A 26,539-nucleotide genomic window follows, 5' to 3' on the forward strand; every position below is an offset into this window, starting at 1 on the left:
AGGCGATGAAACAGTTCATCAACAGCAAGGAATCGCTGGTGACCGAGGCGACAGACGGGCTGGTGCGCACCTCGGGCGGTCGGCTGGCGCGGCTTGACGGCTATCCGCACATCCGCGTCGTGCTCCGCGCCGACTGGGACCGGGGACGGGTGGCGCTGGTGTCGGGTGGCGGGTCGGGGCATGAACCCAGCCACGCGGGCTTCGTGGGGCGCGGGATGCTGACGGCCGCGGTCTGCGGCGACGTGTTCGCCAGCCCCTCGGTCGATGCGGTGCTCGCGGGGATTCTGGCGGTGACCGGCAAGGCGGGCTGCCTGCTGATCGTCAAGAACTACACCGGCGACCGGCTGAACTTCGGGCTGGCGGCGGAACGGGCGCGGGCCTTCGGGCTGCGCGTGTCGATGGTGATCGTGGATGACGACGTGGCGCTGCCCGACCTGCCGCAGGCGCGCGGCGTGGCGGGCACGCTGTTCGTGCACAAGATCGCGGGTGCGCTGGCGGAAGGCGGCGCCGACCTTGATGCCGTGACGACTGCGGCCGAGCGGGTGATCGGCGGGGCAATTTCCATCGGGATGTCGCTCGACACCTGCACCGTGCCCGGCTCGCCCAAGGAGGACCGGATCGGCCAGGGCAAGGCCGAACTTGGCCTTGGCATCCACGGCGAGGCCGGAGTGGAGCAGGTCGATTTCGCAGGCGCCCGCGCCGCGATGGCGATGGTGGTGGAACGCTTGGCGCCGCATGTCGGGCCGGGGGCGCATGTCGCGCTCTTGAACAACCTCGGCGGCGCGATGCCGCTGGAAATGAGCGTGCTGGCCGAGGAACTGGCCCGATCTGCGCTGGCCGACCGGGTGCAGTGGATCGTGGGGCCGGCCGCGATGATGACCTCGCTCGACATGCAGGGGTTTTCGGTGTCGCTGCTGCCGGTGACGCAGGATGAGGTGGCAGCCCTGGCGGCCCCGGTCGCCCTGCCCGCCTGGCCCGGCCTGAACGCGCTGGGCGGGGTGGCGCTGCGGCCGCTGCCCGACGGGCTGACCCCGATCCAGGCGCTGGCCTCGGCGCATCCCGGCCACCGCGCCGTGGTGGATCGCTGCTGCCGCGCGCTGATCGCGGCGGAGCGTGACCTGAACGCGCTGGATGCCCGGTCGGGCGACGGCGACACCGGCTCCACCCTGGCATCGGCGGCGCGTGCCCTGATTGCGGCGCTGGACCGACTGCCGCTGGCCGACACGACGCAGCTTTACCGCGCCATCGGGACAGAGCTGAGCCAGACCATGGGCGGATCGTCCGGGGTGCTGCTGGCGATCTTCTTTGCCGCCGCGGGCGATGCCTCGGCTTCCGGCAAGGGCTGGATCGGGGCGCTGGTCGCGGGGCTGGAGCGGATCAGCCAGGTCGGCGGCGCGGTGCCGGGTGACCGCACGATGATCGACGCGATGGCCCCGGCGCTGGCGGCCTTGCCCGGGGGCCTCGCGGCGGCGGCTTCGGCGGCGCGGGAAGGGGCGGATGCCACCGCCCGCATCACCCGCGCCAAGGCCGGGCGGTCAAGCTATCTGGGGGCCGACAAGCTGGCGGGCCACAACGACCCCGGCGCCGAAGGCGTGGCACGGGTGTTCGAGGATCTGGCAAGAGCCGTCACCGCGCCAGCAGATACTCCCGCCTGACCACGTCATAGCCCTGCACCGCAAGGCCGTCGGCAAAGGCCGCCTGCATCGCCGCGCGCACCTCAAGCCGTGCCGCCAGCGCCGCCGCCGGATCGGCGGTCAGCAAGGCGCCGAAATCGGCGGGGATCGCGATGCGCAGGGCATCGGCAGGCGCGTCAGCCACGCCCCCCGCCGCCAGCGCCGCGACATGGGGGGCATCCAGCGCCCAGTCGGCCAGCAGCCGGTCCGACGGACTGCCGCTGTTGATGCCCGCCATCACGCCATAGTAATCCTGACAATAAACCGAGACCCGCGCCCCCAGACGCGCGATGTTCAGCGCGGCGTTGGCGTGGCGCAGCGGGTCGTAGGTCCAGCGCACGCAGGTGATGCCGCGCGCCAGACACCAGTCGCGCTGATACCATTTCAGCGCCGCCCCCAGCCCCTGCCCGCGCGCCTGCGGCAGAACCGCCAGCCGGTGCGAATGCTGCATCCCCGGCGTCGCGGTTGGGAAGCCGAACACATAGCCCAGCAACTGCCCGCCCTCGAACGCCCCCGCTGCAATCCCCCCTTCGGCCTGGACAACCATCATCAGGTCGGCCGGGTCTTCCTTGTCGCCCGCGCCCCAGACCGTGCATTGCAGCGCCTCGGCGGCGCGGAATTCGTCCATCCCCGCCAGATCGCGCAGAAGGGTCACGCGGCCACCTTCTCGCGGCTCAGCGTCATGCGGTCGAGGAAATCCCAGTCAAGGCTCACCCCGATGCCCGGGCCTTCCGGCACCGGCATGGAACCGTTCGACGCCTCCAGCCTTTCCACGATGATGTCGCGGGCGAAATAGCGGCTGGAACTGGAGGTGTCGCCCGGCTTGGTGAAATTGGCGAGCGTTGACAGGTGGATGTTGTGCGCCCGCCCGATGCCCGATTCGAGCATCCCCCCGCACCACACCGGCACGTTGAAGGCGGCGCAGAGGTCATGGATGCGCAGGCTTTCCAGATATCCGCCCGACCGCCCGACCTTGATGTTGATCACCCGCGTCGCATCGGTCTGCAACGCCTTGCGCGCGTCCGCCGCCGAGCGGATGCTTTCATCCAGACAGACCGGCGTGGCGATGCGGGCCTGCAGCGTGGCGTGGTCGTGGATGTCATCCCAGGCCAGCGGCTGCTCGATGTAGTCCAGAGCGAAATCGTCCAGCCGCCGCAGCACCGCCATGTCGGCCAGCGTATAGGCGCTGTTGGCATCGACGCTCAGGTGAATGTCGGGGAACGCATTCCGCACCGCAGCCAGCAGACCGAGGTCATGCCCCGGCATGATCTTCAGCTTGATCCGCTTGTAGCCCTGATCGTGATGCGCGCGCACCCGGTCCACCGTGCCGGGCACCGGCCCGATGCCCAGCGACACGCCGACATCGACCGCCGTGCCGGTGCCGCCCAGCAGGGTTTTCAGCGGCAGGTTCAAGGACTTGGCCCACAGGTCCCAGAACGCCATCTCGACCGTGGCCTTGATCATCTGGTGCCCGCGCCAGGGCAGCAGCAGCTTTTCCAGCGCGGCGGGGTTCTCGAAACTGGCGCCCACGATGCGCGGCAGCAGAACCTCGCGCAACAGCGCCAGCGCGCCGGGAATGGTTTCGTCCAGATAGTCGGGCAGCGGGTCCATCACCCCTTCGGCATAGCCCTCCAGCCCGCCCGAGCGCAGGATCAGCAGCGGAAACAGCTTTTCCGTCATCGTTCCGGTGGAAATGGTAAAGGGCGTCAGCAGCGGCAGGCGCACCAGCCGCAGTTCGGCGCTGTCGATATGAAGGGGGGCGTGGGTCATGGCGGCTCCTTTTCGGGCGGCATGGCGAAACTCTAGGCTTCTAATAGTTTTCTTGCAAGATTGACGGTTGGAAAGTTTTCTGACACGCTTTCCCGATCAGCCAGGGGAGACGGCATGGGGCGAGTCGACGGGCAGCAAGCGGCGGAACCATCAGACCTCGCGCAGCGGCTGTCTGCCAGCATGACCACCGCCACCCGCACCGAGCGCGCGATTGCCGGCTACATGCTGACCAACCTGAAAAGCCTGCCGTTCGAAACCGCGGCTTCCGTGGCGCAGAAGATCGGCGTTTCCGAGGCGTCGATCGGGCGCTACTGCCGCGCCATCGGCCTTGCCCATTTCAAGGATCTGAAATCGCGGTTGCAGGATGATCTGGGCGACAAGGCCTGGCTGATCGGCGACCGGCTGCGCGACTTCCACGCCCGGTCGCGCAATGGCGATGCCGAGGCGGCGCGGGCGCTGGAACTGGAGCTGGCGGCGATTGTCGCGGTGCATGACATGGCAGCGGGGCCCGAGTTTGCCCGCACCGTGGCGCGGCTGGCCGCCTGCCCCGCCGTGCATGTCGCGGGCTTCCAGACCGAACGCTGCCATGCGATGCAGCTTGCCAACGGGCTGCACTACCTGCGTCCCGGCGTGCATCTGGCCGACCTTGCGGGCGGCAACTTTGCCGAGATCCTGCTGGCCGACCCGGCCAAGACCTGCCTCGTGCTGATCGACGGGCGGCGCTATTCGCGGCTGACGTGGAAACTGGCGGTCGATGCGCGCGGCCTTGGCATTCCGGTCACGCTGATCACCGACCCCTATTGCGACTGGGGGCGCGGCGTGGCGACCGAGATGTTCGCGGTGCCGACCGACCTCAACCATTTCTGGGATGCCACATCGGCCATGGCCAGTCTGATCGGGCTGATGGTCAACGGCGTCTTCAACCAGCTTGGCGCCGGGGTCGAGGCCCGCATGGCGCGCGTCTCGTCGCTTTATGGCGACTTCATCGGCCACACCGGCGACCCAAGAACCACAAGAAAACAAACCACCCCAACAGGAGCGACCCCATGACCTTTTCCCTGCACCGCAAGCTATTGGCCGCCAGCGTCAGCCTGACCGCGCTTCTGGCGCTGAACCCCGCCTGGGCACAGGAGGCGGTGATCGTGCTGCCGTCCTCCGAGGTCGGGGTTCCGACCTACAACGTGGTGGCGGCATCGAACACCAACACCGGCTCGACGCTGATCTACGATACGCTGGTGTTGCAGGATGCCGACCAGTCCTATGCGCCCGGCCTTGCCGAAAGCTGGGAAGAGGCGGCAGACGGCATGGCCTGGACCTTCAAGCTGAAATCCGGCGTCAGCTTCCACAACGGCGAGCCGCTTAACGCCGCTGCCGTGGCGGAATGGCTGGGCTTCTATGCCAGCACCGACAACAGCTACATGACGCAAAGCATCGAGAAGATCGAGGCGGTGGATGATGCCACGGTCAAGCTGACGATGAAATTCCCCGACCCGAACCTGCTTTACAACCTGTCGAGCAGCTTCATGGGCGTGGTGGAACCCAAGGCCTACAAGGAACTGGGCGAGGATTACGGCGTGACCGAAGCCGTCGGCACCGGCCCGTTCAAGATGGAAAGCTTCACCATCGGCACCGAAACCGTGCTGGTGCGCAACGACGATTACACCTGGGGCCCGTCGCTGGCGGTCAACAAGGGCCCGGCCAAGATCGAACGCCTGACCCTGCGCGAGATTGCCGAGGACAGCACCGCCTTCCTGGAACTGAAAACCGGCGGCGTCGACATGCTGATGAGCGTGCCGACCGACTTCCTCGGCGAACTCGCCAAGGAACCCAACATCGCCACCCTTACCCTGCCGGGGCTGGAGGTGGTCTACATGCCGTTCAACGTGACCAAGGAACCCTTCACCGACATCAAGGTGCGCCAGGCCGCGGCGCTGGCGGTCAACCAGCAGGAAATCCTTGAATCGGTCTATGGCAACGTGGGCTCGGTGGCCGACACTTTCCTGATTTCCTCGCTGCCCGAAGGCGATGTCGCGCCGGAATACAAGATCAGCTATGACCCGGCAAAGGCCAACGCCCTGCTCGACGAGGCGGGCTGGATGATGGGCCCCGACGGCGTGCGCGCCAAGGACGGCACGCCGCTGTCCATCACGCTCTGGACGCAAAGCGACAGCATCTTCCGCCGCCTGACCGAAGTCATTCAGGCCGAACTGAAGGCGGTGGGCATCGCGTCCGAAATCACCACCTTCGACAGTTCCACCATCCGCGACCAGTACAAGACCGGCGAACAGCAGGCCGCCGTGCGGTCGTATTTCTGGAACAATGCCGACATCGTGGACTGGTTCTTCGGCGCCGACCGGCTGGGCTATCCCAACGTGTCGATGTTCAACGACCCCAAGGCCGAGGAACTGCGCGCCAAGGCCATGACCGGCTCGAAGAACCAGGAAGAGCGCATCGCCAACTTCGTCGCCTATCATGAATACGTGCTGTCGCAATTCCCGATGGCGCCGATCTACCAGCCGGTGCAGAACATCGGCTACAACAAGGATCGCCTGAAGCTGCCCGAAACCATCCGCTCGCCGCAGTTCCAGGGGCTTGCGATCCTGGAAATGGAAGTGATCGAGTGATCTGAAGCCAGGCGGGGAAAACCGATGATCGGCTACGTGCTCAGGCGGCTCTTGCTGCTGATCCCGGTGTTCCTCGCCGTGTCGCTGATCATTTTCGCGATCATCCACCTGATTCCGGGTGATCCGATCGACAGCCTGATCAAGGTCGGCTCCGGCCCCGAACAGCGCGCGGTGATCGCCGCGCGCTACGGGCTGGACCGGTCCTTGCCGGAACAGTATTTCATCTGGCTGGGCAAGCTTCTGACCGGCGATCTTGGCACCGCCATCGTCGGGCGCCGCCCGGTGATCGACCTGATCGCGCAGGCCCTGCCGCATTCGCTGGCGCTGGGCGGGTTTGCGCTGCTGTTTTCCACCGTGATGGGCATATTTCTGGGCGTCGTGGCGGCGCTGAACCGCGAGAAGCTGGCCGATCAGGTGATCATGGGCGGCGTGCTGCTGGGTTCCACCCTGCCCGGCTTCTGGCTGGGGCTTCTGCTGATCCTGGCCTTTTCGGTGCATTTCCAGTGGTTTCCGGTGTCCGGCGCGCGCGGCTGGTCGTCGCTGGTGCTGCCGGTGCTGACCATCGGCCTTGGCGGCACCGCGCTGGTCGCCCGCGTCACCCGCGTCGCGATGATCGAGGCCGGGCAGCGCGATTTCGTGCTGCTCCTGCACGCCAAGGGGATGCACCCGCTGCGCATCCAGCTTGCCCATGTGCTGCGCCACGCCCTGATCCCGGTGGTGACGATTCTGGCGCTCCGCATCGGCTGGGTGCTGGGCGGCGCCGTCACGGTCGAGGTGGTGTTCGCCCGCCCCGGCCTTGGCACGCTGCTGATCAAGGCCCTGAACCAGCATGATTATCCTGTGGTGCAGGCGTGCCTCCTGATGCTCGCCATGGCCGTCATGCTGGGCACCCTGCTGGGCGACATATTGCAGGCCGTGATGGACCCGCGCGTTCGGGCGGCGCTGAAATGACCGCCACGCCGCACGGCGCGCTGCGCCGCACCATCGCCACGCCGAAGGGCGCGATTGCCGGGCTGTGGCTCGCAGGCCTCGTGCTGATGGCGATTTTTGCGCCGCTGCTGACGCCCTACGACTACGACGTGCAGAACCTGAAGGGCGCGTTCCAGCCGCCCTCGGCCCAGCACTGGCTCGGCACCGACGAATTCGGCCGCGATCTTCTGACCCGCATCATGCACGGCGCGCGCACCTCGCTGTCGGTTTCGTCCATCGCCATCGGCATCTCGGTCACGGTCGGCATGATGCTGGGGGCGGCGGCGGGGTATTTCGGCGGGCGCTTCGACCGGGCGGTGACGGTGGTGGTGGACCTCACATGGTCCTTCCCCGAAATCCTCGTCGCGCTGATCCTGGTGGCGATCATCGGCCCCGGCATCACCGGCACCATGGCGGCCATCGGGGTGGCCTATCTGGCGCAGTTCACCCGCCTGACCCGCGCGCAGATCATGGCGATCAAGGGCGAAACCTACATCGAGGCTGCCCGCAGCCTTGGCGGCTCCAACATCCACATCGTGTTCCGCCACCTGATCCCCAACGCGCTGGCGCCGGTGCTGGTCAGCGCCATGCTCGCCACCGGCGACGCGATCATCCTTGAGGCGACCCTGGGCTTCTTCGGCCTTGGCGCGCAGCCGCCCACGCCAAGCTGGGGCGCCATGATGTCCTCTGGCACGGCACTCCTGTTCAAGGCGCCGTGGATCATCCTGTTTCCCGGCCTTGCCGTCGCGATCACCGTGGTGATGATCAACCTCTTTGGCGATGCCCTGATCCGCGCGCTCGACATCCGCGCCCGACTGAGGGAGGCATGATGCTGCTGGAAGTCGAAGCCCTGTCGGTCGCCATCGAACGCGTCCAGCCGCTGGACCGCATCGGCTTTGCGGTGGACCGGGGCCAGATTCTGGGGCTGGTGGGCGAATCCGGATCGGGCAAGTCGCTGACCGCGCTGGCGATCACCGGCCTTCTGCCGCTGATCGGCGGGCGCATCACCGCAGGCCGAGTGCTGTTCGACGGCACCGATCTGGCACAACTGCCCGAGGCGCGCCTGCGCGCCCTGCGCGGCCGCCGCATCGCCTTCATCACCCAGAACCCGATGACCGCACTCGACCCGGTGCAGCGCATCGGCGAACAGATCGACGTGGTGTCGCGCCTGCACCTGTCGCTGAACCGCGCCGACGCCCGCGCGCGCAGCATCGACCTTCTGACGCAACTCCGCATCCCCGAGGCGGCGGCGATCTGCGACGCCTACCCCCATCAGCTTTCGGGCGGCATGAAGCAGCGCATCGTCATCGCCATGGCGCTGGCGGGCAAGCCCGACCTGATCGTGGCCGACGAGCCGACCACCGCGCTTGATGTCACGGTGCAGGCGCAGATCGTGCACATCCTTGCCACGCTGGTGCGCGAACAGGGGCTGGCGCTGATCCTGATCACGCATGACATGGGGGTGGTGGCGCAGGTCTGCGACTCCGTCGCGGTGCTCTATGCCGGCCGTCTGGCCGAGGCGCGCCCCGTCCGCCCGCTGTTCGCGCAGCCTTCCCATCCCTACACCGCCGCGCTGATCGACTGCATCCCGCGCGAGGGCATGGCCCCCGGCGCGCTGACCGGCATCCCAGGTGCTGTGCCCGGCGTGGCGCGCTACCCCGAAGGCTGCCGCTTCCACCCCCGCTGCCCCGCCTGCCGACCCCGCTGCCAGACCGAGGTGCCGCTGCCGCGCCCGCTCGGCGATGGCGTGGTGGCCTGCCATTTCCCGCTGGGGGGCGCCGATGCCTGAACCCCTTCTGACCCTGACCGATCTTTCCCGCCGCTTCACCAGCCCCGGCGGCTGGCTGTCGAAACCGCGCAGCATGATGGCGGTGCGCGGCGTGTCGCTGTCCATCCCGCGCGGCGCGGTGGTCGGCGTGGTGGGCGAAAGCGGCTGCGGCAAGTCCACCCTCGCCCGGCTGGTGCTGCGCCTGCTGGAACCGACCGGCGGCTCTGTGCGCTTCGACGGCACCGACCTTGCTGCGCTGAAGCCGCGCGACCTGCGCCGCCTGCGCCGCCGGATGGGCATGGTGTTCCAGGACCCCTACTCCTCGCTTGACCCGCGCTACAGCATCGCCGAGGTGCTGGCCGAAGCCTTCGTGGTGCAGGGCGAACCGCTGCCGAAGGGCCATGTCGCCGCACTGCTCGATCAGGTCGGCCTGTCCTCCGCCTTCGCCACCAGCTACCCGCACCAGCTTTCTGGCGGCCAGCGGCAGCGCGTCGGTATCGCCCGCGCATTGGCTCTGCATCCCGATTTCGTGGTGCTGGACGAGCCGACCGCCTCGCTCGACGTGTCGATCCAGGCGCAGATCGTAGCCCTGTTGCAGGACCTTCAGGCGCGGCTGGGGCTGACCTACCTGTTCATCAGCCATGACCTCGGCCTTGTCCGTTACTTCTGCGACCGGATCGTGGTGATGTATCTGGGCTCGGTGGTCGAAGACCTGCCCGACCCGCAGGCCGCCCCGCGCCACCCCTACACCGCCGCGCTGATGGCCAGCAACTTCACCCCCGACCCGCTGCACCGCAAGGAGCTTTCGAACCTGACGGGCGAGATTCCCTCGGCCTTCGCCCTGCCCCCCGGTTGCGCCTTCGCCGCCCGCTGCCCGCGCGCCACCGAGCAATGCCGCGCGAGCGTGCCACCCCTGACCACCGACGCAGGCGGCCATTCCGCAGCCTGCTTTCACCCGATCTGACTCCCGGAGCCCCCATGACCCGCCACGTTCTGACCGCCGAATTCCTGCACGAAAGCAACACCTTCAAGCAAGGCTCCACCGACCTGCCCGCCTTCCGTACCCAGATGCTTGCCGAAGGCGCCGAGGCCATCGCCGCCCGCGGTGCCGCCAATACCGAGCTTGGCGGCTTCATGGATGCGGCGGCCGAGGCGGGCTGGCGGATGACCCATGTCATCTCCGCCCATGCCGAACCGGGGGCCAAGGTGGCGCGCGCGGCCTATGACCTGATCGCGGGCAGGATCTGCGACGCGGTGGCGGCCCAGAAAGACAGCCTCGACGGCATCCTGCTGGGCCTCCACGGCGCGATGGTCCCTGATTTCTGCGAGGATGGCGAGGGCGAGCTTTTGTCGCGCATCCGCGCCATCACCGGGCCCGACCTGCCGATCGCCATCACACTGGACCTGCACGCCAACGCCACGCCGCAGATGGCGGCGCTTGCCGACATCATCGTGTCCTACAAGACATACCCGCACATCGACATGCGCGCCCGCGGCCTTCAGGCCGGCCGCCTGCTCGATGCCGCCATGTCGGGCAAGACCGCCCCCGCCACCCTGCGCGCGCACCGCCCGATGCTTGATGAAACCAATGGCGGGCGCACCGACAGGGGGCCGATGCTGCCGGTTTACGCCCGCGCGCTGGCGGCAGAAAGCGAGCCCGGCATCCTCGCCGTGTCGATCAACGCGGGCTTCGGCGATGCCGACATCCGCGATGTCGGCCCCAGCGTGCTGGTGACGCATGACCGCAAGGTGCCGGGGGCCGCGACGCGTGCCCGCGAACTGGCCGAGAGCCTCGCCGATGCGGTCTGGGACATGCGCTTCACCTCGGAAAACACTTTCCTCGACGTGGCCGAGGCCGCCGCGATGGGCAAGGCGTTCGATGCCGCAAACGGCCCGCTGATCATCGCAGACTATGCCGACAACCCCGGATCGGGCGCCTATGGGGATGCGACCAACCTGCTGGCCGCGATGCTGGATGCGGGACTGACCAATGCCACCTTCGCCCCGGTGATCGACCCCGAAGCCGCCGCGATCCTGACCACGCACAAGCCCGGCGACGAAGTGACGCTCGCCCTTGGCGGCAAGGTCGATCCCAGCTTCGGCGGCGGCCCGCTGACCCTGACCGGCACGGTGATGCATGTCTCGGACGGCGCGCTGACCGGAGACGGGCCGATGATCGGCGGGCTGCACTTCACCTTCGGCCCCACGGCGGTGCTGCGGGTGGCGGGCATCGACATCCTGGTGGTGACCGAGCGCGGCCAGATGCTCGACCAGCAGCAGTTCAAGGCTTTCGGCATCCAGCCCGCCGAAAAGACCGTGGTGGCGCTGAAATCGATGCAGCATTTCCGCGCCGCCTTCGAGCCCATCGCGGGCAAGGTGATCGTGTGCGACTCGGGCGCGCTTTCCACCCCGCAGGCCCATCGCCGCCCCTACCGCAACGTGCCGCGCCCGATCTTCCCGCTCGACCGCGACATGGTGCTCTGACCGCAACCAACCAGCGCCCCCGGAGACGCCTCCGGGGCCGCCTCGCCCGTCCCCTTTCTTCTGTTCGAAAATATCCCCCGCGGAGCGTCCGCCCGCGCCGTTGTCCCACGGTCTCAGGATCGGAAACCACGCGGACACCCCTCCCGGCCTGCCCCGAATCGAATCCCACTCGACGCCCTGTCCGCGTGCTGCGCGGTAGCGCGGCCGCGCCATGCGGGGTTTTGCGCGCTCTTCTGAAGGAACGGGCGTAAGCCCGCACAGCCTCAGCGCAATTTCCGGCTGTGGCGCGCTTTCACGTTCAATTTGAAAGTGAACGAAATTTTTGGTAAGATTATCCCATGTTCTTGAAATAATTATTGGGTGAGCAGCATGTCGATTGTTGGCACTTTCCCGGGCCTTTACATTCAGGAAATTCCCTCCGGTGTCCGGACCATTGCAGGCGTTCCCACCTCGGTGGCGGCCCTGATCGGTCGGGCGCGGCGCGGCCCCGTGAATGTTCCGGTCGTCATAAACTCCTACGGCGATTTCGAACGGACCTTCGGCGGTCTGTGGACCGGCTCCACCCTCAGCTTCGCCACGAAGGATTTCTTCGTGAACGGCGGCGGCCAGGCGGTGATCGTGCGGCTGTTCGCCCCCAGCTTCGCCAACGAGGCGGCGCGCCAGGCCGCCCTTGCCGCGGCACAGGCGGCGGCACAGACGGCGGCCGATGCCATCGTCGCCGCGGCGCAGGCGGCCGTGGATGCCCCGGTGGCAACCGAGCAGGAGGTGGCCGATGCCGCCACCGCCGCCGTGGCTGCGGCCGGTGCGCCGGGTGCGGCGGCCCTGTCGGCCGCAACCGCGGTGGCCGCCGCGGCCGAAGCCTCCGTCGCGGGTGCCGCAGCCCTGACCGACGTGCTCGACGCCGCAACGGCGGCCGTGGCGGGTGCCGTGACCGCCGCCGCCAATGCCGCGGCCCCGGTCACCCGCGCGCGGATCAACCTTGGCGGCGGGCTGTCGCTGGAGGCCGCGAGCGAGGGCGCCTGGGCCAATGGCCTGCGCGCCCGGGTCGATCACAACGTGCCTGCTGCGGCGGGGGACGCCTTCAACCTGTCGATCCGCGATGGCGGCACCGGCACGGTCGAGGTGTTCCGCAACCTGTCGGTCGCCGCCGACAGCCCGCGCCGGGTCGATCTGGTGCTGGCCAACGGCTCCACGCTGGTGCGCGCCTTCGGGGCGCTGCCGGGGGGGCGCCCGGCCGACAGCGGCCCGGTGCCGCTGGGCGGCGACGCCTTCGCCGCCGCCGTGTCCACCGGGGTCACGGTGCCAGCCTCGGACGGGGTGGCGCTGACCGCACCCGACTACCTGGGCTCGCGCGCCAACAAGCAGGGCATCTATGCCCTAGAGGATGCAGACATCTTCAACCTGCTCTGCATTCCGCCCTTCGCCCCCGAAACCGACACCACCGCCCCGGTCTGGACCGAGGCGGCGACCTACTGCGAGGAACGCCGGGCGGTGCTGATTGTCGATCCGCCTTCGGGCTGGGGCACGGTGGCGCAGGCGGTGGCGGGCATGGCGGCGGGGGTCGGCACGGTCAGCAGCAACGCGGTGCTCTACTTCCCGCGCCTGCGCCAGCCCAACGTGCTGCGCGACGGCCAGATCGAATCCTTCGCCCCCTGCGGCGCGATTGCGGGCGTGATCGCCAACACCGACAGCCGCATCGGGGTCTGGAAGGCCCCGGCCGGCCTTCAGGCGGTGCTGCGCGGCGTGCCCGCCCTGACGGTGCCGCTGACCAATGCCGAGAACGGGCAACTGAACCCGCTGGGGCTGAACTGCCTGCGCAGCCTGCCCCCGGCCGGGCGAGTGGTCTGGGGCGCGCGCACCCTGCAGGGCGACGACCGGCTGGCCAGCGAATGGAAATACCTGCCGGTGCGGCGCACGGCACTTTACATCGAGGAAAGCCTCTACCGCGGCCTGCAATGGGTGGTGTTCGAACCCAACGACAATCCGCTCTGGGCGCAGATCCGTCTGAACGTCGGGTCTTTCATGAACGGGCTGTTCCGCAAGGGGGCGTTCCAGGGCGCCTCGGCCGATGACGCCTTCTTTGTCAAATGCGATGCCGAGACGACGACGCAGGCCGACATCGACCGCGGCATCGTCAACATCAGCGTCGGCTTCGCGCCGCTGAAACCGGCCGAATTCGTGGTCATCCAGCTCCAGCAGATCGCTGGCGAGAGCGCGGCGTAAGGGGGGCCGGGAAACATGGCACAGTTCAGCGTCAACACCAACCGCTTCGATCCCTACAAGAACTTCAAGTTCCGCGTGAAATGGGACAACGAGTATGTGCTGGGCGTCAGCAAGACCAGTATGCTCAAGCGCACCACCGAGGTCATCAAGCACCGCGAGGGCGGCGACCCTTCCACCTCGCGCAAGAGCCCCGGGCGGACGGAATACGAGGCGATCACCCTGGAACGCGGCGTGACCCACGACCCGCGGTTCGAGCAGTGGGCCAACAAGGTGTGGAACTGGGGCGCGGGGCTGGGGGCCGAAACCTCGCTGGCCGACTTCCGCAAGGATCTGACGCTGGAGGTCTACAACGAGGCCGGGCAACTGGCGCTCGCCTACAAGATCTACCGCTGCTGGGTCAGCGAATACCAGGCGCTGCCCGACCTTGACGCCAATGCCAATGCCATCGCCATCCAGATGATCAAGCTCGATCACGAGGGCTGGGAACGGGATTACGACGTCAGGGAGCCGACCGAAGGATCGTTCACCGAACCGGCCTGACCGGGGTTCGGCCGGGGTCCGCCCCGGCAGAGCAGCGGCAGGCGAACAGCAGGGGGCAGCTTGCCTCCCGGGTATGCATGTGCCCGGGCAGGCCTGCGGCCCGAAAGAAGGCAGGACGTGATGAACAGGGTTATGCAAGAGGCCGACGTGCTGTTGCTGGCCACGTCCGGGCCGGTCTCGCCGGCGCGGCGGGCGCTGGCACTGGCCGGGGCCGGGGGGATAGAGGCCGCCGCAGACCTGCCTTTGGGGGCGCGCGACGCCGCCCTGATGCGGCTGCGCGCGCTGTGGTTCGGGGCGGATTGCCCCTGCGAGGACACCTGCCCCGCCTGCGGCCAGCGGGTCGAGTTCACCGCGCCCCTTCCCGCCCTTGCCGAAGCCGCCGCCCCGGCGCCGACCGGGTGCGGCCGCCTAACCCCCCGCAGGCTGACCACCGCCGACATCCTTGCCATCGAGGGCCTGCCCCGCGCCGAGGCACGTCTGGCACTGGCCCGCGCCGCCGCCGGGTCGGACGATCTGTCCGAAGCCGAGGTCGCCCGGATCGAGGACTGGCTCGCGGCCGCCGATCCGCTGGCGCATGTGGTGTTCGACCTGACCTGCGCCCATTGCGCGGCGGCGTGGTCGCGCCCCTTCGACATCGTGCGCCACCTCTGGGCCGACCTCGCCGGGGCGGGCCGGCGGCTGCTGGCCGAGATTCATGTGCTGGCCAGCGCCTATCATTGGACCGAGGCCGAGATTCTGGCGGTGCCCCCTGCCCGGCGCCGCGCGTATCTGGAGATGATCGGGTCATGAACCGGCCGTTTCCCCACCGCATCCCGCCTGCCGACGCCCCGCTGCCCCCTGCCCGGCGCCGCGCCCGTTCAGCGAAAGGCGGCCCATGAAACGCCTGTTCGATCACCTCATCGACCGGGCGCGCGGGGTTGAAGCCTCGGTTGCACCCGGAGGCAGGCCGCCCCTCGCGGACCCTTGGGCGCCCGAGGAGGCAGAGCCGGAGCCCGCCCCCCCCCGCACCACGCCCGCCCTGCCGGTGCCGGGCCCGCCGGGGCCACCCGGCGCGGCGGCGTCTGCCCCGCCCGTCGAGACGCCCGGCCCCCCGGTTGCTGCGGCCCCGGGAAGGGGCGGGGTGCCGGGCCGGGCCGGGCCGGCCGGGAATGCCGGGGCCGCGGGCCGGGATGGCCCGGCCGGGCCACCCTCTGCCACGCGGCCGGACCCGGCCCCCCGCATCGTCGCGGCCGAACCGACGCCGCAAGCCCCCCGGCCTCGCGCCCCCCCGCCCCGGCCCTGCCCCGCCGCACGGTCGCGCCGCCACTCGCTGCCCGCCCCCAGGCCCCGCCGCCGGAACCCGCGCGTCCGCCCGTCCGGCCCGAACGCACGCCCGCCCCAGCCGCGTCGCGCCCGGAACTTTCCGCCCCCGCACCCGCCGCCGCACAGGCCGCACCCACGCCCCCGGCGCGTGCCCCAGCCGCACCCCAGCCCATCCGGCAGGATCCGCTGCCCCGCGCCCTGCAGGCGACGGCGCGAGCTGCCCCCGGCACCCCGCCAAAGGCCCCCGCCCTGCCCCCCGTGCGGATCGAGATCGGCACCGTCGAGATCCACGCCCCCGCCCCGGCCGCACCGCCCGCCGCAACCGTGCGCAAGCCCGCCCCGCGCCGCCCCGCGCTCAGCCTCGACGCCTATCTTTCCGGCAAGGGGGGCGGCGCATGAGCACCGTTCTCGCCCTGGCCGGCGTGACCGCGATCCTGCAGGACATGCTGGCGAACCGGCTGGCCGAAGACCCAGTGGCCGCCGCCGCAGGCCCGGTGGCAATGACTGCCCTGCCGCCCGACCGGGTCGATCTGGGCGAGGCCAACGACCCGACGCAGGTCAACGTGTTCCTCTACCAGATCAGCCGCAATACCGGCTGGGTCAATCTGGGCGAGCCGGTGCGCTCGGCCCGGGGCGATCGGCTGTCCGCCCCGCCGCTGGCGCTTGACCTGCACTACCTGATCACCGCCTATGCAGCCCAACCCCTGCGCGCCGAGATCCTGCTGGCCCAGATCGCGCAGACCTTCCACGAAACCCCGGTGCCGACGCGCGGGATGATCGGCCAGGCCCTGCAACCCGCCGCCCCGCCCGCCGGGTTTCCGCCGGGGCTGGGGCAGACCGGCCTTGCCGGCCAGTTCGAGCATCTGCGCATCACCCCCGAGGCGATGCCGAACGAGGACATGTCGCGGTTGTGGAGCGCGCTGGAAGCCCGCTTCCGCCCGACGCTGGCCTACCGCGTCACCACCGTGCTGATCGACAGCGATCTGGGCACGCGGCAGGCGCTGCCCGCGCTGCACCCCCGCGCCCGCGCCGCGACGCAGCCCCGCCCGGTGATCCTGACCGTCGCCGCCGAGGACGGCCCGCTCGCGGCGGTGCTGCCGGGCGGCGTGCTGGTGATCACCGGCACCGGCCTGCAGGCCCCCGGGATGCGGCTGACCATTGGCGAGGCCGACCTCACGGCCGAAATCACCAATGTCGCCCCCGACCGGATCGCGCTGACCCTGCCCGCGCCCGGCCCCCTGCGCGCCGGTGCGCATCCGGTGACGATCCGGCATCTGGCGTTGCTGGGCGACCCGCCCGCCCTGCGCGAGACGGCCACGTCGAACCGGGGCATCATGGTGCTGCAACCGCAGGTCACCGCCGCCTTCGTCCAGGGCGGCGAGGTGATCGAGGATGGCGTGACGCTGCGCGACGGCGTGCTGACCCTGACTCTGGTGCCCGATCTGGGCCGCAGCCAGCGGGTCGCCGTGGTGCTGAACGCCCGCGACGGCTCGGGCCGCGCCTACAGCTTCCGCGCGCCCGACGGCAATGGCATGGACCCCGCCACCGAAGCCGCAGCCAGCGTCGGGGTGCCGCTGGCCCGGGTGGTGGCGGGCGACTACCTGCTGCGGGTGCAGGTCGATGCCGCCGAAAGCCCGCTGGGCATCGCCGGGGACGGGAGCTTTGACAGCCCCGTCGTCACGATATGACCTCCGCCCCCGCCAACCCTTTTGCCGCGCTGCAATCGGCCTGCGCCGCCGCCCGCGCGCGCCTGCTGGGCGAGGATGCGGCACCCCAGCCTCACGACCGGCTCGACCGGCTGGTGGCGGCCTTCGGGCTAAGCGGTTTTGAGCGCGACGTGCTGCTGCTGGCGGCGGGGATCGAGGTTGACAAGGGTCTTGCCCCCGCTCTGGCCGCACTCGACCCGGAAGGGCGGCCCGGCCTCGGCCTCGCCCTGCCGCTGGCCCGCCTGCCCGGCGCGCATTGGAGCGCGCTGTCGCCCGACCGGCCGCTGCGCCGCTGGCAACTGGTCAGCCTTGGGACCGGCCGCCCGCTGGCCCGCGCCGAGGTGACGGTGGACGAGCGCATCCTGCACCATCTGGCCGGGCTCGACCCGCTGGACGACCGTCTGTCCCCCTACCTCGCCCGCCTGCCCGAACCCGGCTGGATGCCGGACGCGCTGGCCCGGCTGACGGACCGGGCGGCGGCGGCGCTGCAATCCGACCGACCGCCGCTGATCGAGATCGAGGCCGACGACCCCCGCGACGCACGGGCGCTGGCGGCACGGGCGGCGGCAACGGCGGGGCTTGGCCTGTGGCGGCTGCGCGCGACCGACCTGCCCGCGCCTGCGACCGAACGGCGGGCCTTTGCGACCCTCTGGGCGCGCGAGGTGCATCTGTGCGGCCGCGCCCTGATGATCGAGGCGCCGGGGCCTGCGGTGACCGATCTGGTGGCCGGACCGGGGGCGATGTTCCTGCACGGGGCGGCGGGCGATCTTGCCGGGCCGCGCCCGCGCCTGCGGCTGCGGCTGCCCGCCCTTGGCCCCGCCGAACAGGCGCAGCTTTGGCGCGACCGGCTGGGGGCGGCGGGCCGCGGCCTGAACGGTGCGCTCGACGCCGTGACCGGGCATTTCTCGCTGGGCTTTTCCGATGTCGAGGAGGCGGCGGCCACCGCCCGGCCGCAGCTTGGCGTCGGCATCGACCCGGCGCAGCGCACCCTATGGGCAGCGGCGCGCGGCGTCGCCCGGCCACGTCTGCGCGACCTTGCGGTGGAAATCGAGACGCGCGGCTCCTGGGCCGACATCGTGCTGCCCGAGCGGGAAAAGACCGCCCTTTCCGCCATCGCGGCCCAGGTGCGCCAGCGCCGCAAGGTCTATGCCGACTGGGGCTTCGCCCGCCCCGGCGACCGCGGGCTGGGGGTCAGCGCGCTGTTTTCCGGCCCCAGCGGTTCGGGCAAGACGCTGGCCGCCGAACTGCTGGCGGCCGAGCTTGACCTCGATCTGTTCCGCATCGACCTCAGCCGGGTGGTCAGCAAATACATCGGCGAGACCGAAAAGAACCTCGCCAGCGTGTTCGATGCCGCCGAGGACGGCGGCGCGATCCTGCTGTTCGACGAGGCCGACGCGCTGTTCGGCAAACGCTCGGAGGTGCGCGACAGCCACGACCGCTATGCCAACATGGAGGTGGCTTACCTTCTGCAACGGATGGAGGCGTATCGCGGCCTCGCGATCCTGACGACCAATTTCCGCGCCGCGCTCGACAAGGCCTTTGCCCGGCGGCTGCGCTTCGTGATCGAGTTCCCCTTCCCCGGCTATGACGAGCGGGTGACGATGTGGCGCAAGGCGTTCCCGGCACGGGCGGCGCTGAACGGGGTGGACCCGGCGCTGCTGGGCCGCCTGTCGGTGACCGGGGGTGCGATCCGCAACATCGCGCTGAACGCTGCCTTCCTTGCGGTCGAGGCCGGGCAGCCGATCGGCATGGCGCATCTGGCGCGTGCCGCCGAACTGGAATGCGACAAGCTCGACAAGAAGATCTCGTCGGCCGAGATGCGGGGGTGGCTGTGATGCGCGCGGTCAGCCTGTCGATCGGCCACCTGCACCTGCACGGCTTTTCCCCCGCCGAGGCGCGGCGGGTCGAGGACCGCTTTCGCGACGAACTGGCCCGGCTGCTGGCCGATGCGGACGGCTTCGCGCAGCTTGCCGCCCGGACAGCGCGTGCCCGGATCGACGGTTCCCCCAGCCCGGAACAGGTCGGGGAACAAGCCGCCCGCGCGCTGGTCGACAGGCTGCGCGAAGGGCCGGGGCCATGACCGCGCCGCTGCGCCAATCTGCGGCCCCCGCCGCCAAGGCAGAGGCCACGCCCGCCCGGCCCGGGCCCGAGCCTGCCGCGACGGTTGCGCTGGGCGTGGCTTTGCTGCCCGCGCCAGAGGCGCTGCGGCAGGCCGGGTTCGACGATCTGGCGCAGGCGCTGGGTCTGCCGCGCGACCGCACGCTGGTGCGGTTCGAGCGGTCGGGGTTCGGGCTTTCGGCCACCACCGGCCGGGTGGAAGGCGGCCGGATCATCCTGCACCCCGACCGTTTCCGGCCCCGCCTGCCGCAGGGGCGCGGGGTGCTGGCGCATGAACTGGCGCATCTGGCGCAGGCCCGGCTGGGCGGTGAGGCCGCCCTCCTGCCCGCCGAATACGAGGCGGTCGAGATCAGCCGCCGCGCCGCCGAAGGCCGGGTGCTGCCCCGTGCGCGCCAGCCGCTTTCCCCCGCCACCGTGCTGCGCGACGACAGTCTCGAAGAACTGGTGGCCGAACGCTACGCCACCGAACTGATCCGCATCCGCAACCTGCTGCGCGGGTGGCTGGGGTTTCTCTGGGTCACCGACGGCGCGATCCGCGAGGCGCTGACCATGGTCGAGGGCCTGCCGTTCGAGGTGGTGCGCGCGATCTTCGGCCACCTGACCCCCGGCCAGCGCGAGACCTTTCTCGACAACGTCTCGCCCGGCCATTTCCCCCGCTTCCGGCGCGAAATCCTCGCCGCCTTCAGCATGACCGAGGCCGCAGTGATCGCGGAGCAGGATGAGGATTTGTTTCGCGGCATGGACTTCCACGGGCTGGAACCGGCCGAGGTGGTGGCGCTGGGCGACATCTTCGACCGGGGCTTTCCGGCGGCGGCGCTGGCGTGGCTCCGGGCCGACCCGGCGCAGGGGCCGCATCTCGGCCGCCTGCTCGACACCGACCTGCGCGACCGGGCCGCGGCCGATTACAACCGCGCGGGGGCCGTCGAACAGGCACGCAGCGATCTGGAAACCAGCCGTGACGCGCGCGCCGCCGCCGCCACCGCCGCCCGCGCCGATGAAACCGGCGCCGCCGCCATCGCGCGCATCACCGCCCTGATGGCCGACCCCGACGACGACGCCCGCATCGCGGCACTCGACACGCTGTCGGGGTTCCTTGGCCGGCTGCAGATTTTCGAGGGCATCGTCGAAGCCTTGCAGGCGCCGACAGCGGCCGGGGGGCTGATCGACACGCTGCTTGACGGTTTCCCCGGCGAGGCGCTGGTGGCCCCGGCAGCCGAAGCCCCGGCCGATGGCGCGCCCACCCATTCGCGGATCGAAACGCTGCTGCGCCTCGCCGCCCTGCGCCCGCCATGGAAGAACGTGGCGCTGGCCGAAGACCTGCTGACCAGCGCCTGGATCTTCAACGTGGTGACCAGCGCCGAGGCGCTGCTGGCGTTCCAACTGGTCAAGGCCCTGCCCGACCAGGTCCGCGCCGGGCTGATGGAGGAAAACGGCGGCCGCTTCGGCACGCGGCTTTACGCCAGCCTGTCGCAGTCGATGCGCGAGTCGGCGGGGTTGAACTTCTACCGCGGCGGCGAGGGGCGGCTCGATCTGGCAGGCATCCAGGCGCAGCTTCTGGATGACCTTCTGTGGTCGCGCGCCGAGATCGGCCGCCTGCAGGGCCTGATCCGCATGGCCGGGGCGGCGGGCGAGCAGGAATGGGTGTTCAACCGCTCGCGCCAGGTCAGCGAGGCCGCGCCCCAGGCCTACGACGACGCGGTGTTTCGGGCGCAGATCGTCGAACCCTTCATGCTCTATGACAGCCGCATCCGCGACGGCGGGCGTCGCACCGCATGGGAACCGGCCTACGGCGACTGGGCGGTCGAGAACGCGTGGGACATGATCGGCCAGTCCTTCGCGGCCATCGGCCACGGCTTTGCCCTGCTGGGCGACAGCCGCGAACCCGGTGCGATGATCGGCAACGCGCTGTTCGGCCGGTCGCTGGGCGGCGAGGGCATCAGCGCGGTGGCCTTGCAGAACCTGATGGGCGGGTCGTTCATGGGCATCCGCTTCGTCAGCCCCGAGGACCGCATCGCCGACCCCGAGCTTGCCGCCGAAGTGGCCGAGGCCTCCGAGGCCGACCGCGGGGTGAACTACATCGACAGCGCCTTCTGGGATACCGACCGGGGCGTGATCGAGATGCGGGCCAACGCGCTGGCCATCGCCGCGATCCGCTACCCGATCGGCGACATGCTGGTATCGACCGGCGCGGGCCGGATCGAGGGCATGGAAATGGCGCTCGGCTACCCGACCCGCGAAACCGGCCCGCGACCCACCACGCTGGACCTGCGGATGGGCACGCTGGAACTGCACGACCTGCTGATCGTGCTGCGCGGCAGCATGTTGGGGGTCAACACCGTGACCCTGACCGGGCTGGAGGTCGATCTTGGCCGCGACGCCATCGCCAACCGCCTGCCCGAGGCCGGGCGCGGGGTCGAACCCTGGGCGGTCAACCCGATCACGCCGATCCTGCGGCTGGTCGGCCTGACGCTGGGCAGCGAGATCACCGACCGCGCGGGCGAGATCGTCACCGCGCTGACCGCCCCCACCCACGCCACGCCGATGATGATCACCGTCGAAGACCTGACCCTGTCGGGCGTGCTGACCAGCGGCGGGCAATACATCGAGTCGGTGGCGGTCCAGCAGGCCCGCATCGGCATTGCGGGCAACCTCGACGACTACTTCGAGATCCTGTGGCAAAGCGTGCGCGCCAACATCCAGCGCAAGGTGCGCCTGATGATCCTGATCCGCAACCTGCCGGAAGGCGAGGAACGCGACGCGATGCAGCAGCGCATCGACCGGATCGCCAGCCGCGTCAGCGCGCTTCAGGCGTTCCGGCGCGAGATTCTGGCGGCGCAAGAGGTGGTGGCGCGGCTCGGCCCCACCCGATCCACGCTCAGCGACGCCGACCGGGCCGCACTGGAAACGGCCGAGGCGTTCCTGGCCCCATTCGCCAACGGCGGCATCACGGTCGATGTCGGCAGGCTGCATGTCGCGGGGATGCGCGGCCGCATCACCACGGGCGAGCTTGCACTGACCGACGTGCACGGGCGCGGCCACGGCTCTGCCGGGCTGCTGGCCTTCCTGACCGACAGCGAGGCGCTGGGGCGGATCATCGACGGCCCGGCCCATGTGCCCGCCACCGTGCCCGAACTGGGCCGCGAGACCGCCGAATTCACCCTGGAACTGAACGACATCACGCTGGAGGAGTTTTCGCTCGGCGCGGGCATCCCGACCGTGGCAGAGGCAGCCGAAGGTTGGGCCAAGGCTGAAGCCGCGCTGGCCGAGCGGCCGTGGGATCCGGCGCTGATCGCGCTGGAGGACGAGGCGCACACCCGCCACACGGCGACCGTGAGCTATCATGCGCTGGCGGCGGCGGGGGTCAGCTACCTGTCGCCCGCTGACGCCGCCGAGCTTGCCCGCCTGCGCGACACCCTGCTGGCCGCCGAGGCGCTCTATGTCCACCATCTGGAGGCACGGCAGGCGACGCTGGGCTTTTCGGCCGGGCGCGGCGCCATCACCTTCGGCGCCGACTGGTTCGAGGCCACCGGGCAGGACGATGTCGAAGGCGCTGCGGGTGCGGCGATCCGGGCCGGGGGCCGCAGCATCCGCCGGGCCGAGGGGCGCGGCGTTTCCCTGTCGGTCGGCGTGACCGGCGGGCTCAGCAGCTGTGCCGACTTCGCCAGGCGGCTCGACAGCATCGGGATCAGCGGCACCTCGCTGCGGCTGGAAGGCATCGCAGACCCCGCCGCCGCCCTTGGCATCGACGTGGCGGAAGCGCAGGGCTTCGATCTTGACCTGTCGGTACGCGCCGGGGTGCTCGACGCCACGGCCGACCGGCTGTCGGCCGAGGGCATCCGGGGGCGGCTGACCCGGCCCTGGCTGACCAGCCAGATCGTGCTGCTGGAAGACAAGCCCCCCACCCGGCGCACGCCCGCCGACGACACCGCACTGGCGGAATTGCGCGAACAGCTCGACATCCTCGACGCGTTCGAGGCCGGTCTGGCCGAAAACGCCGCAGCCCTTGCCGCCGCCAGCACCCAGGCCGAACGGGCGCGGCTTCAGGGCGAACGCGACCTGTCGATTTCGCTTTTCCTGCACTGGGAACAGCGGCTTGGCGCGCGTTCTGCGGTGGTCGAGGGGCTGGATGCCCGCATCTCGGGCCTCGGCAATCTGGCGGAGTCGGACTTCTCGCTCGACCCCGCGCTGGCCTCCGGCATCACGGTGCAGGGCCGGGGCCAGGGCACCGACCGCCCCGACCGCATCTTCTCGCGCGCCGAAATCACCGATGCCCGCTTTGGCGAGGCCAGCGCGGGCCGGATCGAACTGGGCGAAACCGCAGGCCGGATCGTCTATTCCACCAGCGAAATCTTCCTCGACAACATCGGCATCGAAAGCCTGATACTTGACGGGCTGCTGATCACCAGCCGCTCGGCCGTGCCGACCGACGATGGCGGCGGCACCATGGTCAGCCAGATCTTTTCCGACGGCGTGACCACGGCGCAGGGCATCGTGGTCACCGCCCGGTTGGCCTTCGTGCCCACCGAACAGGACGAAGACCAGTACCGGCTGGACCGCGTCACGCTTGAGACCTTTCGCATCGCGCGGCTGGAGGCCGGAAGCCTCGGCTACGGCTCCACCCACCAGCCGCCGACCTACGGGATGCCCGACCCCGAGGGCATCTACACCGCGCAGGATTACACCATCGACGGCGGGGCGCTGCTCGGGGTGCGGGCCGACGGGCTGACGATCACCCTGCCCGCCACCGCCGCCGACGACATGGTGATCAGCGGCACGGTGGGGCTGGAAAGCGTCAGCGGCGCCCGCGCCTCGGCCTTCTTGCAAGACGCGCTGACCGGGGCCGCGACGCTGAACGGCGACCACCTCAGCATCCGGTTTCTGGAAGAAGGCGGCCAGATCATCGACATCGGCGAGCGCACCGAGGGCGACGACGGCAGCGTCAGCTACAGCGGCGGGCTGCGGCTCAGCCAGGGCGAGGTGGCACTGCCGCAGGGCACGGCGGCCTTCTCGACCGGCACCATTCAGGGCCGCATCCGCAATCAGGACGGGGTGACCCGGTTCGAAGGCATCGCGGTGCCTTCCGTCACGTTGCAACGGCTGAACTTCGCGGCGGCGGGCAAGACGCTGCGGGCCGCAAGCCCGGTCAGCCTGACCGGCATCCATGTCGATGCCAGCTATGACCGCACCGACCGCGCCAACCCCCGCCTCACCCTCGACCGGCTGCGCATCGCCAGCATCACCGGCGACGACCTGACCGTGATCTGGCCGCCCTACACGGTGCAGATCCGTCAAGACCCCGCGGTGGTGCGCGCGGCGGAGTCGCGCGGCGAGGTTGCGCCGCCGCCCTTGCAGATCGTGGGGCTGGAGGTGGACGATCTGGCATGGTCCGGGGCGAGCGGGGTCGTGCCCGCACGCGGCGACCGCGCCCATGTCGGCATCGAAAGTCTGCACGGCGCCTTCGATCTGCTGGCCGCCAACATGGATCTTGATGCGGTGGTAGATGCGCAAGATCTGCGCTTCGACTTCCTGCGCGACGGCAGCCAGCAGCTTGAGATCGACGAGGTCGATGCCAGTTTCCGCGGCAAGGCGGCGACGGGGGTCACGGTCGATGTCACCATCGACGATCTGTCCACCGGGCAGATCACCATTGCCGACGGCACACTGACGGTGCCGCACCTGACGGTGCCCACCATCACGCTTGACGCGCTGGATGTGGTGTCGCCCGACCTGCGGTTGTCGATGCCCGGCACGGGCGGGCGCATCACCCTGACCGGCACCGAGGCCAGCGCGATCATCGACCTTGCCGAACCTCCCTCGACCGCACCTTTCGAGCGGCTGACGATCCTCGATCTTGTCGTGCCCACCATCACCATGCGGGGCGTGAGGCTGGTGCTGCCCGACGCGCTGATCGACGAGGACGGCACCAGCCACGACATCACCGTGACCGTGCCCGACAGCGAAACGGCGACGATCACCAACCTTTCCCTGACGCCACAGCCGGGCGATCCGGGCTTCGTGATCGAACCCGACCCGACCGGCGCTGCCAGCCCGAAGATCGACGGCCGGCTTCATGTTGACCGGGCGCAGGGGGCGGCGCTGGGCTTTGCCATCGAAAACCGGCTGCGCGGCAGAACCGACTTCGACGCCGCCAACCTCGATCTCGACTTCATCTCGGCCGCAGGCATCGCCCTGTCGCTGGAAGAGCTGCGGCTGAGCCAGACCACGGCCGATCTTGGCCCCGACGGAGTGGCGGCGGAACACCGGCTGTCGATCACCAGCGCCGCGGGCGGGTCGCTACACTCAGTGGCGCCCGAGGCGGTGATCCGCGGCATCCGGCGCGGCACCGACGGGGCGGTTTCGGTCGATGCCGCGTCGCTGTCGGGGCTGGTTTACGAACGCCCGGGCTGGGGGGTGCGGGTCGATGTCGGCACCGCGCTGCTGCCCGCGCAGGCGGACGGCTCGCCGGGGCTGGAATACGGCGCCGATGGCAGCCTTGTCATCCCCGAACTCGGCATCAGCGATGCCGCCTTCCGGGTGAACGACATCCTGAACGTCGGCGGGGCCGGGGCCACAGGCGCCAGCACCGACCCGCTGCTGGCCGACCTCGATTTCCTCGATGCGCTGCACGGCACCGTAGGCTTCACCATCGGCCACCCCAGCCTGCCGGATTTCGTCAGCGAACGGCTGGACCTACGTCTGGAAAACGGCGTGTTCAACCTTGACCAGATCGAGAACCAGATCAGCGTCGATCACCTGATCGACTTCGATCTGGAAGGCAACCGGCTGGTGCTGAACTTCGACTATGGCAACGCCCTCGGGCCGATCCCGGCAATCATCCCGTATCTGAACAAGGAACTTGCGGCGTTCGACCTGAAGGAACAGGACGAGATAACGGATGCCGAGGCCCGCGAAATCCGCCTCTCCACCATGGTGCAGCGGTTCGAGTCCGGCGCGCCGGGCGGCGGCGAGGTGCCGATCTCGGTGCGCGACATCGAGGCCGTTCTGGAGCTGCGCGAAACCCGGGTGTCGCTGACCGATCACGGCACGATCCTGCTGGGTGGCAACGGGGATCTGGGCGCGCTGGGCATCACGGCGACGGGCGGGCTGCACCCCTCGACCGCTGGCGTGGCGTCGCAGATCAGCCTCGCGGTCGATCAGATCAACGCCTCGGTCGATCCCGACGACCCGCTGACCTTCGGGGGCGCGACGGTCGAGGAGGGCGCGCTGACCATCACCGACATCCGCGACACCACCCTGCATTTCCGCGGCGTGACCGAACCGAACCTGCTGGAAGGCGTGATCGGCGGCGCGGTGATCCGCAACCTGCGCGTGACGGGGCTGTGATGGCACGGGGGGCGGAAA

General features: G+C 70.0%; 18 protein-coding genes. 16 read left to right on the forward strand and 2 right to left on the reverse strand.

All coding sequences use genetic code 11. The features are described 5' to 3' along the window. The first annotated feature begins 5 nt into the window (after positions 1 to 5). Positions 6 to 1,655: a dihydroxyacetone kinase subunit DhaK gene (locus tag RNZ50_03135; GenBank protein MDT8854040.1), complete on the forward strand. Its 1,650-nt coding sequence runs from the start codon at positions 6 to 8 to the stop codon at positions 1,653 to 1,655. On the opposite strand, the gene RNZ50_03140 is transcribed toward RNZ50_03135, so the two are convergent. Then, positions 1,627 to 2,328, reverse strand: coding sequence for a GNAT family N-acetyltransferase (locus tag RNZ50_03140; GenBank protein ID MDT8854041.1), 702 nt, complete (start codon positions 2,326 to 2,328; stop codon positions 1,627 to 1,629). The genes RNZ50_03135 and RNZ50_03140 overlap by 29 nt on opposite strands. Beyond that, the gene (gene menC, locus RNZ50_03145; protein MDT8854042.1) at positions 2,325 to 3,443 is read right to left on the reverse strand and encodes an o-succinylbenzoate synthase; all 1,119 of its coding nucleotides are present in this window, start codon (positions 3,441 to 3,443) and stop codon (positions 2,325 to 2,327) included. Before menC ends, RNZ50_03140 begins: the two co-directional genes overlap by 4 nt. A 114-nt stretch (positions 3,444 to 3,557) precedes the next feature. Here menC and RNZ50_03150 point away from each other — a divergent pair, with 114 nt between their 5' ends. From RNZ50_03150 to RNZ50_03220, 15 genes are all read left to right on the forward strand, one after another. After that, complete coding sequence (locus RNZ50_03150; protein MDT8854043.1) at positions 3,558 to 4,493, forward strand: MurR/RpiR family transcriptional regulator; 936 nt, start codon at positions 3,558 to 3,560, stop codon at positions 4,491 to 4,493. Next, positions 4,490 to 6,067, forward strand: coding sequence for an ABC transporter substrate-binding protein (locus RNZ50_03155; protein MDT8854044.1), 1,578 nt, complete (start codon positions 4,490 to 4,492; stop codon positions 6,065 to 6,067). Before RNZ50_03150 ends, RNZ50_03155 begins: the two co-directional genes overlap by 4 nt. A gap of 24 nt (positions 6,068 to 6,091) precedes the next feature. Beyond that, on the forward strand, positions 6,092 to 7,018 hold the full coding sequence (locus RNZ50_03160; GenBank protein MDT8854045.1) for an ABC transporter permease: 927 nt from the start codon (positions 6,092 to 6,094) through the stop codon (positions 7,016 to 7,018). Beyond that, positions 7,015 to 7,866: an ABC transporter permease gene (locus tag RNZ50_03165; GenBank protein MDT8854046.1), complete on the forward strand. Its 852-nt coding sequence runs from the start codon at positions 7,015 to 7,017 to the stop codon at positions 7,864 to 7,866. The genes RNZ50_03160 and RNZ50_03165 overlap by 4 nt, the downstream gene beginning before the upstream one ends. Then, entirely contained in the window at positions 7,863 to 8,825 is a 963-nt protein-coding gene (locus RNZ50_03170) for an ABC transporter ATP-binding protein (GenBank protein MDT8854047.1), read from the forward strand. Before RNZ50_03165 ends, RNZ50_03170 begins: the two co-directional genes overlap by 4 nt. Continuing rightward, positions 8,818 to 9,768 (forward strand): ABC transporter ATP-binding protein, encoded by a 951-nt coding sequence (locus tag RNZ50_03175; GenBank protein MDT8854048.1) that lies wholly within the window; start codon positions 8,818 to 8,820, stop codon positions 9,766 to 9,768. The genes RNZ50_03170 and RNZ50_03175 overlap by 8 nt, the downstream gene beginning before the upstream one ends. 14 nt (positions 9,769 to 9,782) lie before the next feature. Continuing rightward, positions 9,783 to 11,288: a M81 family metallopeptidase gene (locus RNZ50_03180; GenBank protein MDT8854049.1), complete on the forward strand. Its 1,506-nt coding sequence runs from the start codon at positions 9,783 to 9,785 to the stop codon at positions 11,286 to 11,288. 369 nt (positions 11,289 to 11,657) lie between these two features. Beyond that, on the forward strand, positions 11,658 to 13,511 hold the full coding sequence (locus RNZ50_03185) for a phage tail sheath subtilisin-like domain-containing protein (GenBank protein MDT8854050.1): 1,854 nt from the start codon (positions 11,658 to 11,660) through the stop codon (positions 13,509 to 13,511). 15 nt (positions 13,512 to 13,526) lie between these two features. Further along, a complete protein-coding gene (locus RNZ50_03190) occupies positions 13,527 to 14,051 on the forward strand; it encodes a phage tail protein (protein ID MDT8854051.1) in 525 nt (174 codons plus the stop codon). 120 nt (positions 14,052 to 14,171) lie between these two features. Continuing rightward, a complete protein-coding gene (locus RNZ50_03195; protein ID MDT8854052.1) occupies positions 14,172 to 14,840 on the forward strand; it encodes a hypothetical protein in 669 nt (222 codons plus the stop codon). A 771-nt stretch (positions 14,841 to 15,611) separates the two neighbouring features. Then, a complete protein-coding gene (locus tag RNZ50_03200; protein ID MDT8854053.1) occupies positions 15,612 to 15,752 on the forward strand; it encodes a hypothetical protein in 141 nt (46 codons plus the stop codon). Beyond that, entirely contained in the window at positions 15,749 to 17,041 is a 1,293-nt protein-coding gene (locus RNZ50_03205) for a DUF4255 domain-containing protein (GenBank protein MDT8854054.1), read from the forward strand. Before RNZ50_03200 ends, RNZ50_03205 begins: the two co-directional genes overlap by 4 nt. Further along, complete coding sequence (locus RNZ50_03210; protein ID MDT8854055.1) at positions 17,038 to 18,894, forward strand: ATP-binding protein; 1,857 nt, start codon at positions 17,038 to 17,040, stop codon at positions 18,892 to 18,894. The genes RNZ50_03205 and RNZ50_03210 overlap by 4 nt, the downstream gene beginning before the upstream one ends. After that, positions 18,894 to 19,139 carry a hypothetical protein gene (locus RNZ50_03215; GenBank protein MDT8854056.1) on the forward strand — a complete coding sequence of 82 codons (246 nt, stop codon included), beginning with the start codon at positions 18,894 to 18,896 and terminating at the stop codon, positions 19,137 to 19,139. The genes RNZ50_03210 and RNZ50_03215 overlap by 1 nt, the downstream gene beginning before the upstream one ends. Next, positions 19,136 to 26,521, forward strand: a complete 7,386-nt coding sequence (locus RNZ50_03220; protein MDT8854057.1) for a hypothetical protein — start codon at positions 19,136 to 19,138, stop codon at positions 26,519 to 26,521. Before RNZ50_03215 ends, RNZ50_03220 begins: the two co-directional genes overlap by 4 nt. Positions 26,522 to 26,539 lie beyond the last annotated feature (18 nt).

It is taken from the genome of Paracoccaceae bacterium Fryx2, from assembly GCA_032334235.1.
In the GTDB taxonomy this organism is placed as follows: domain Bacteria; phylum Pseudomonadota; class Alphaproteobacteria; order Rhodobacterales; family Rhodobacteraceae; genus JAVSGI01.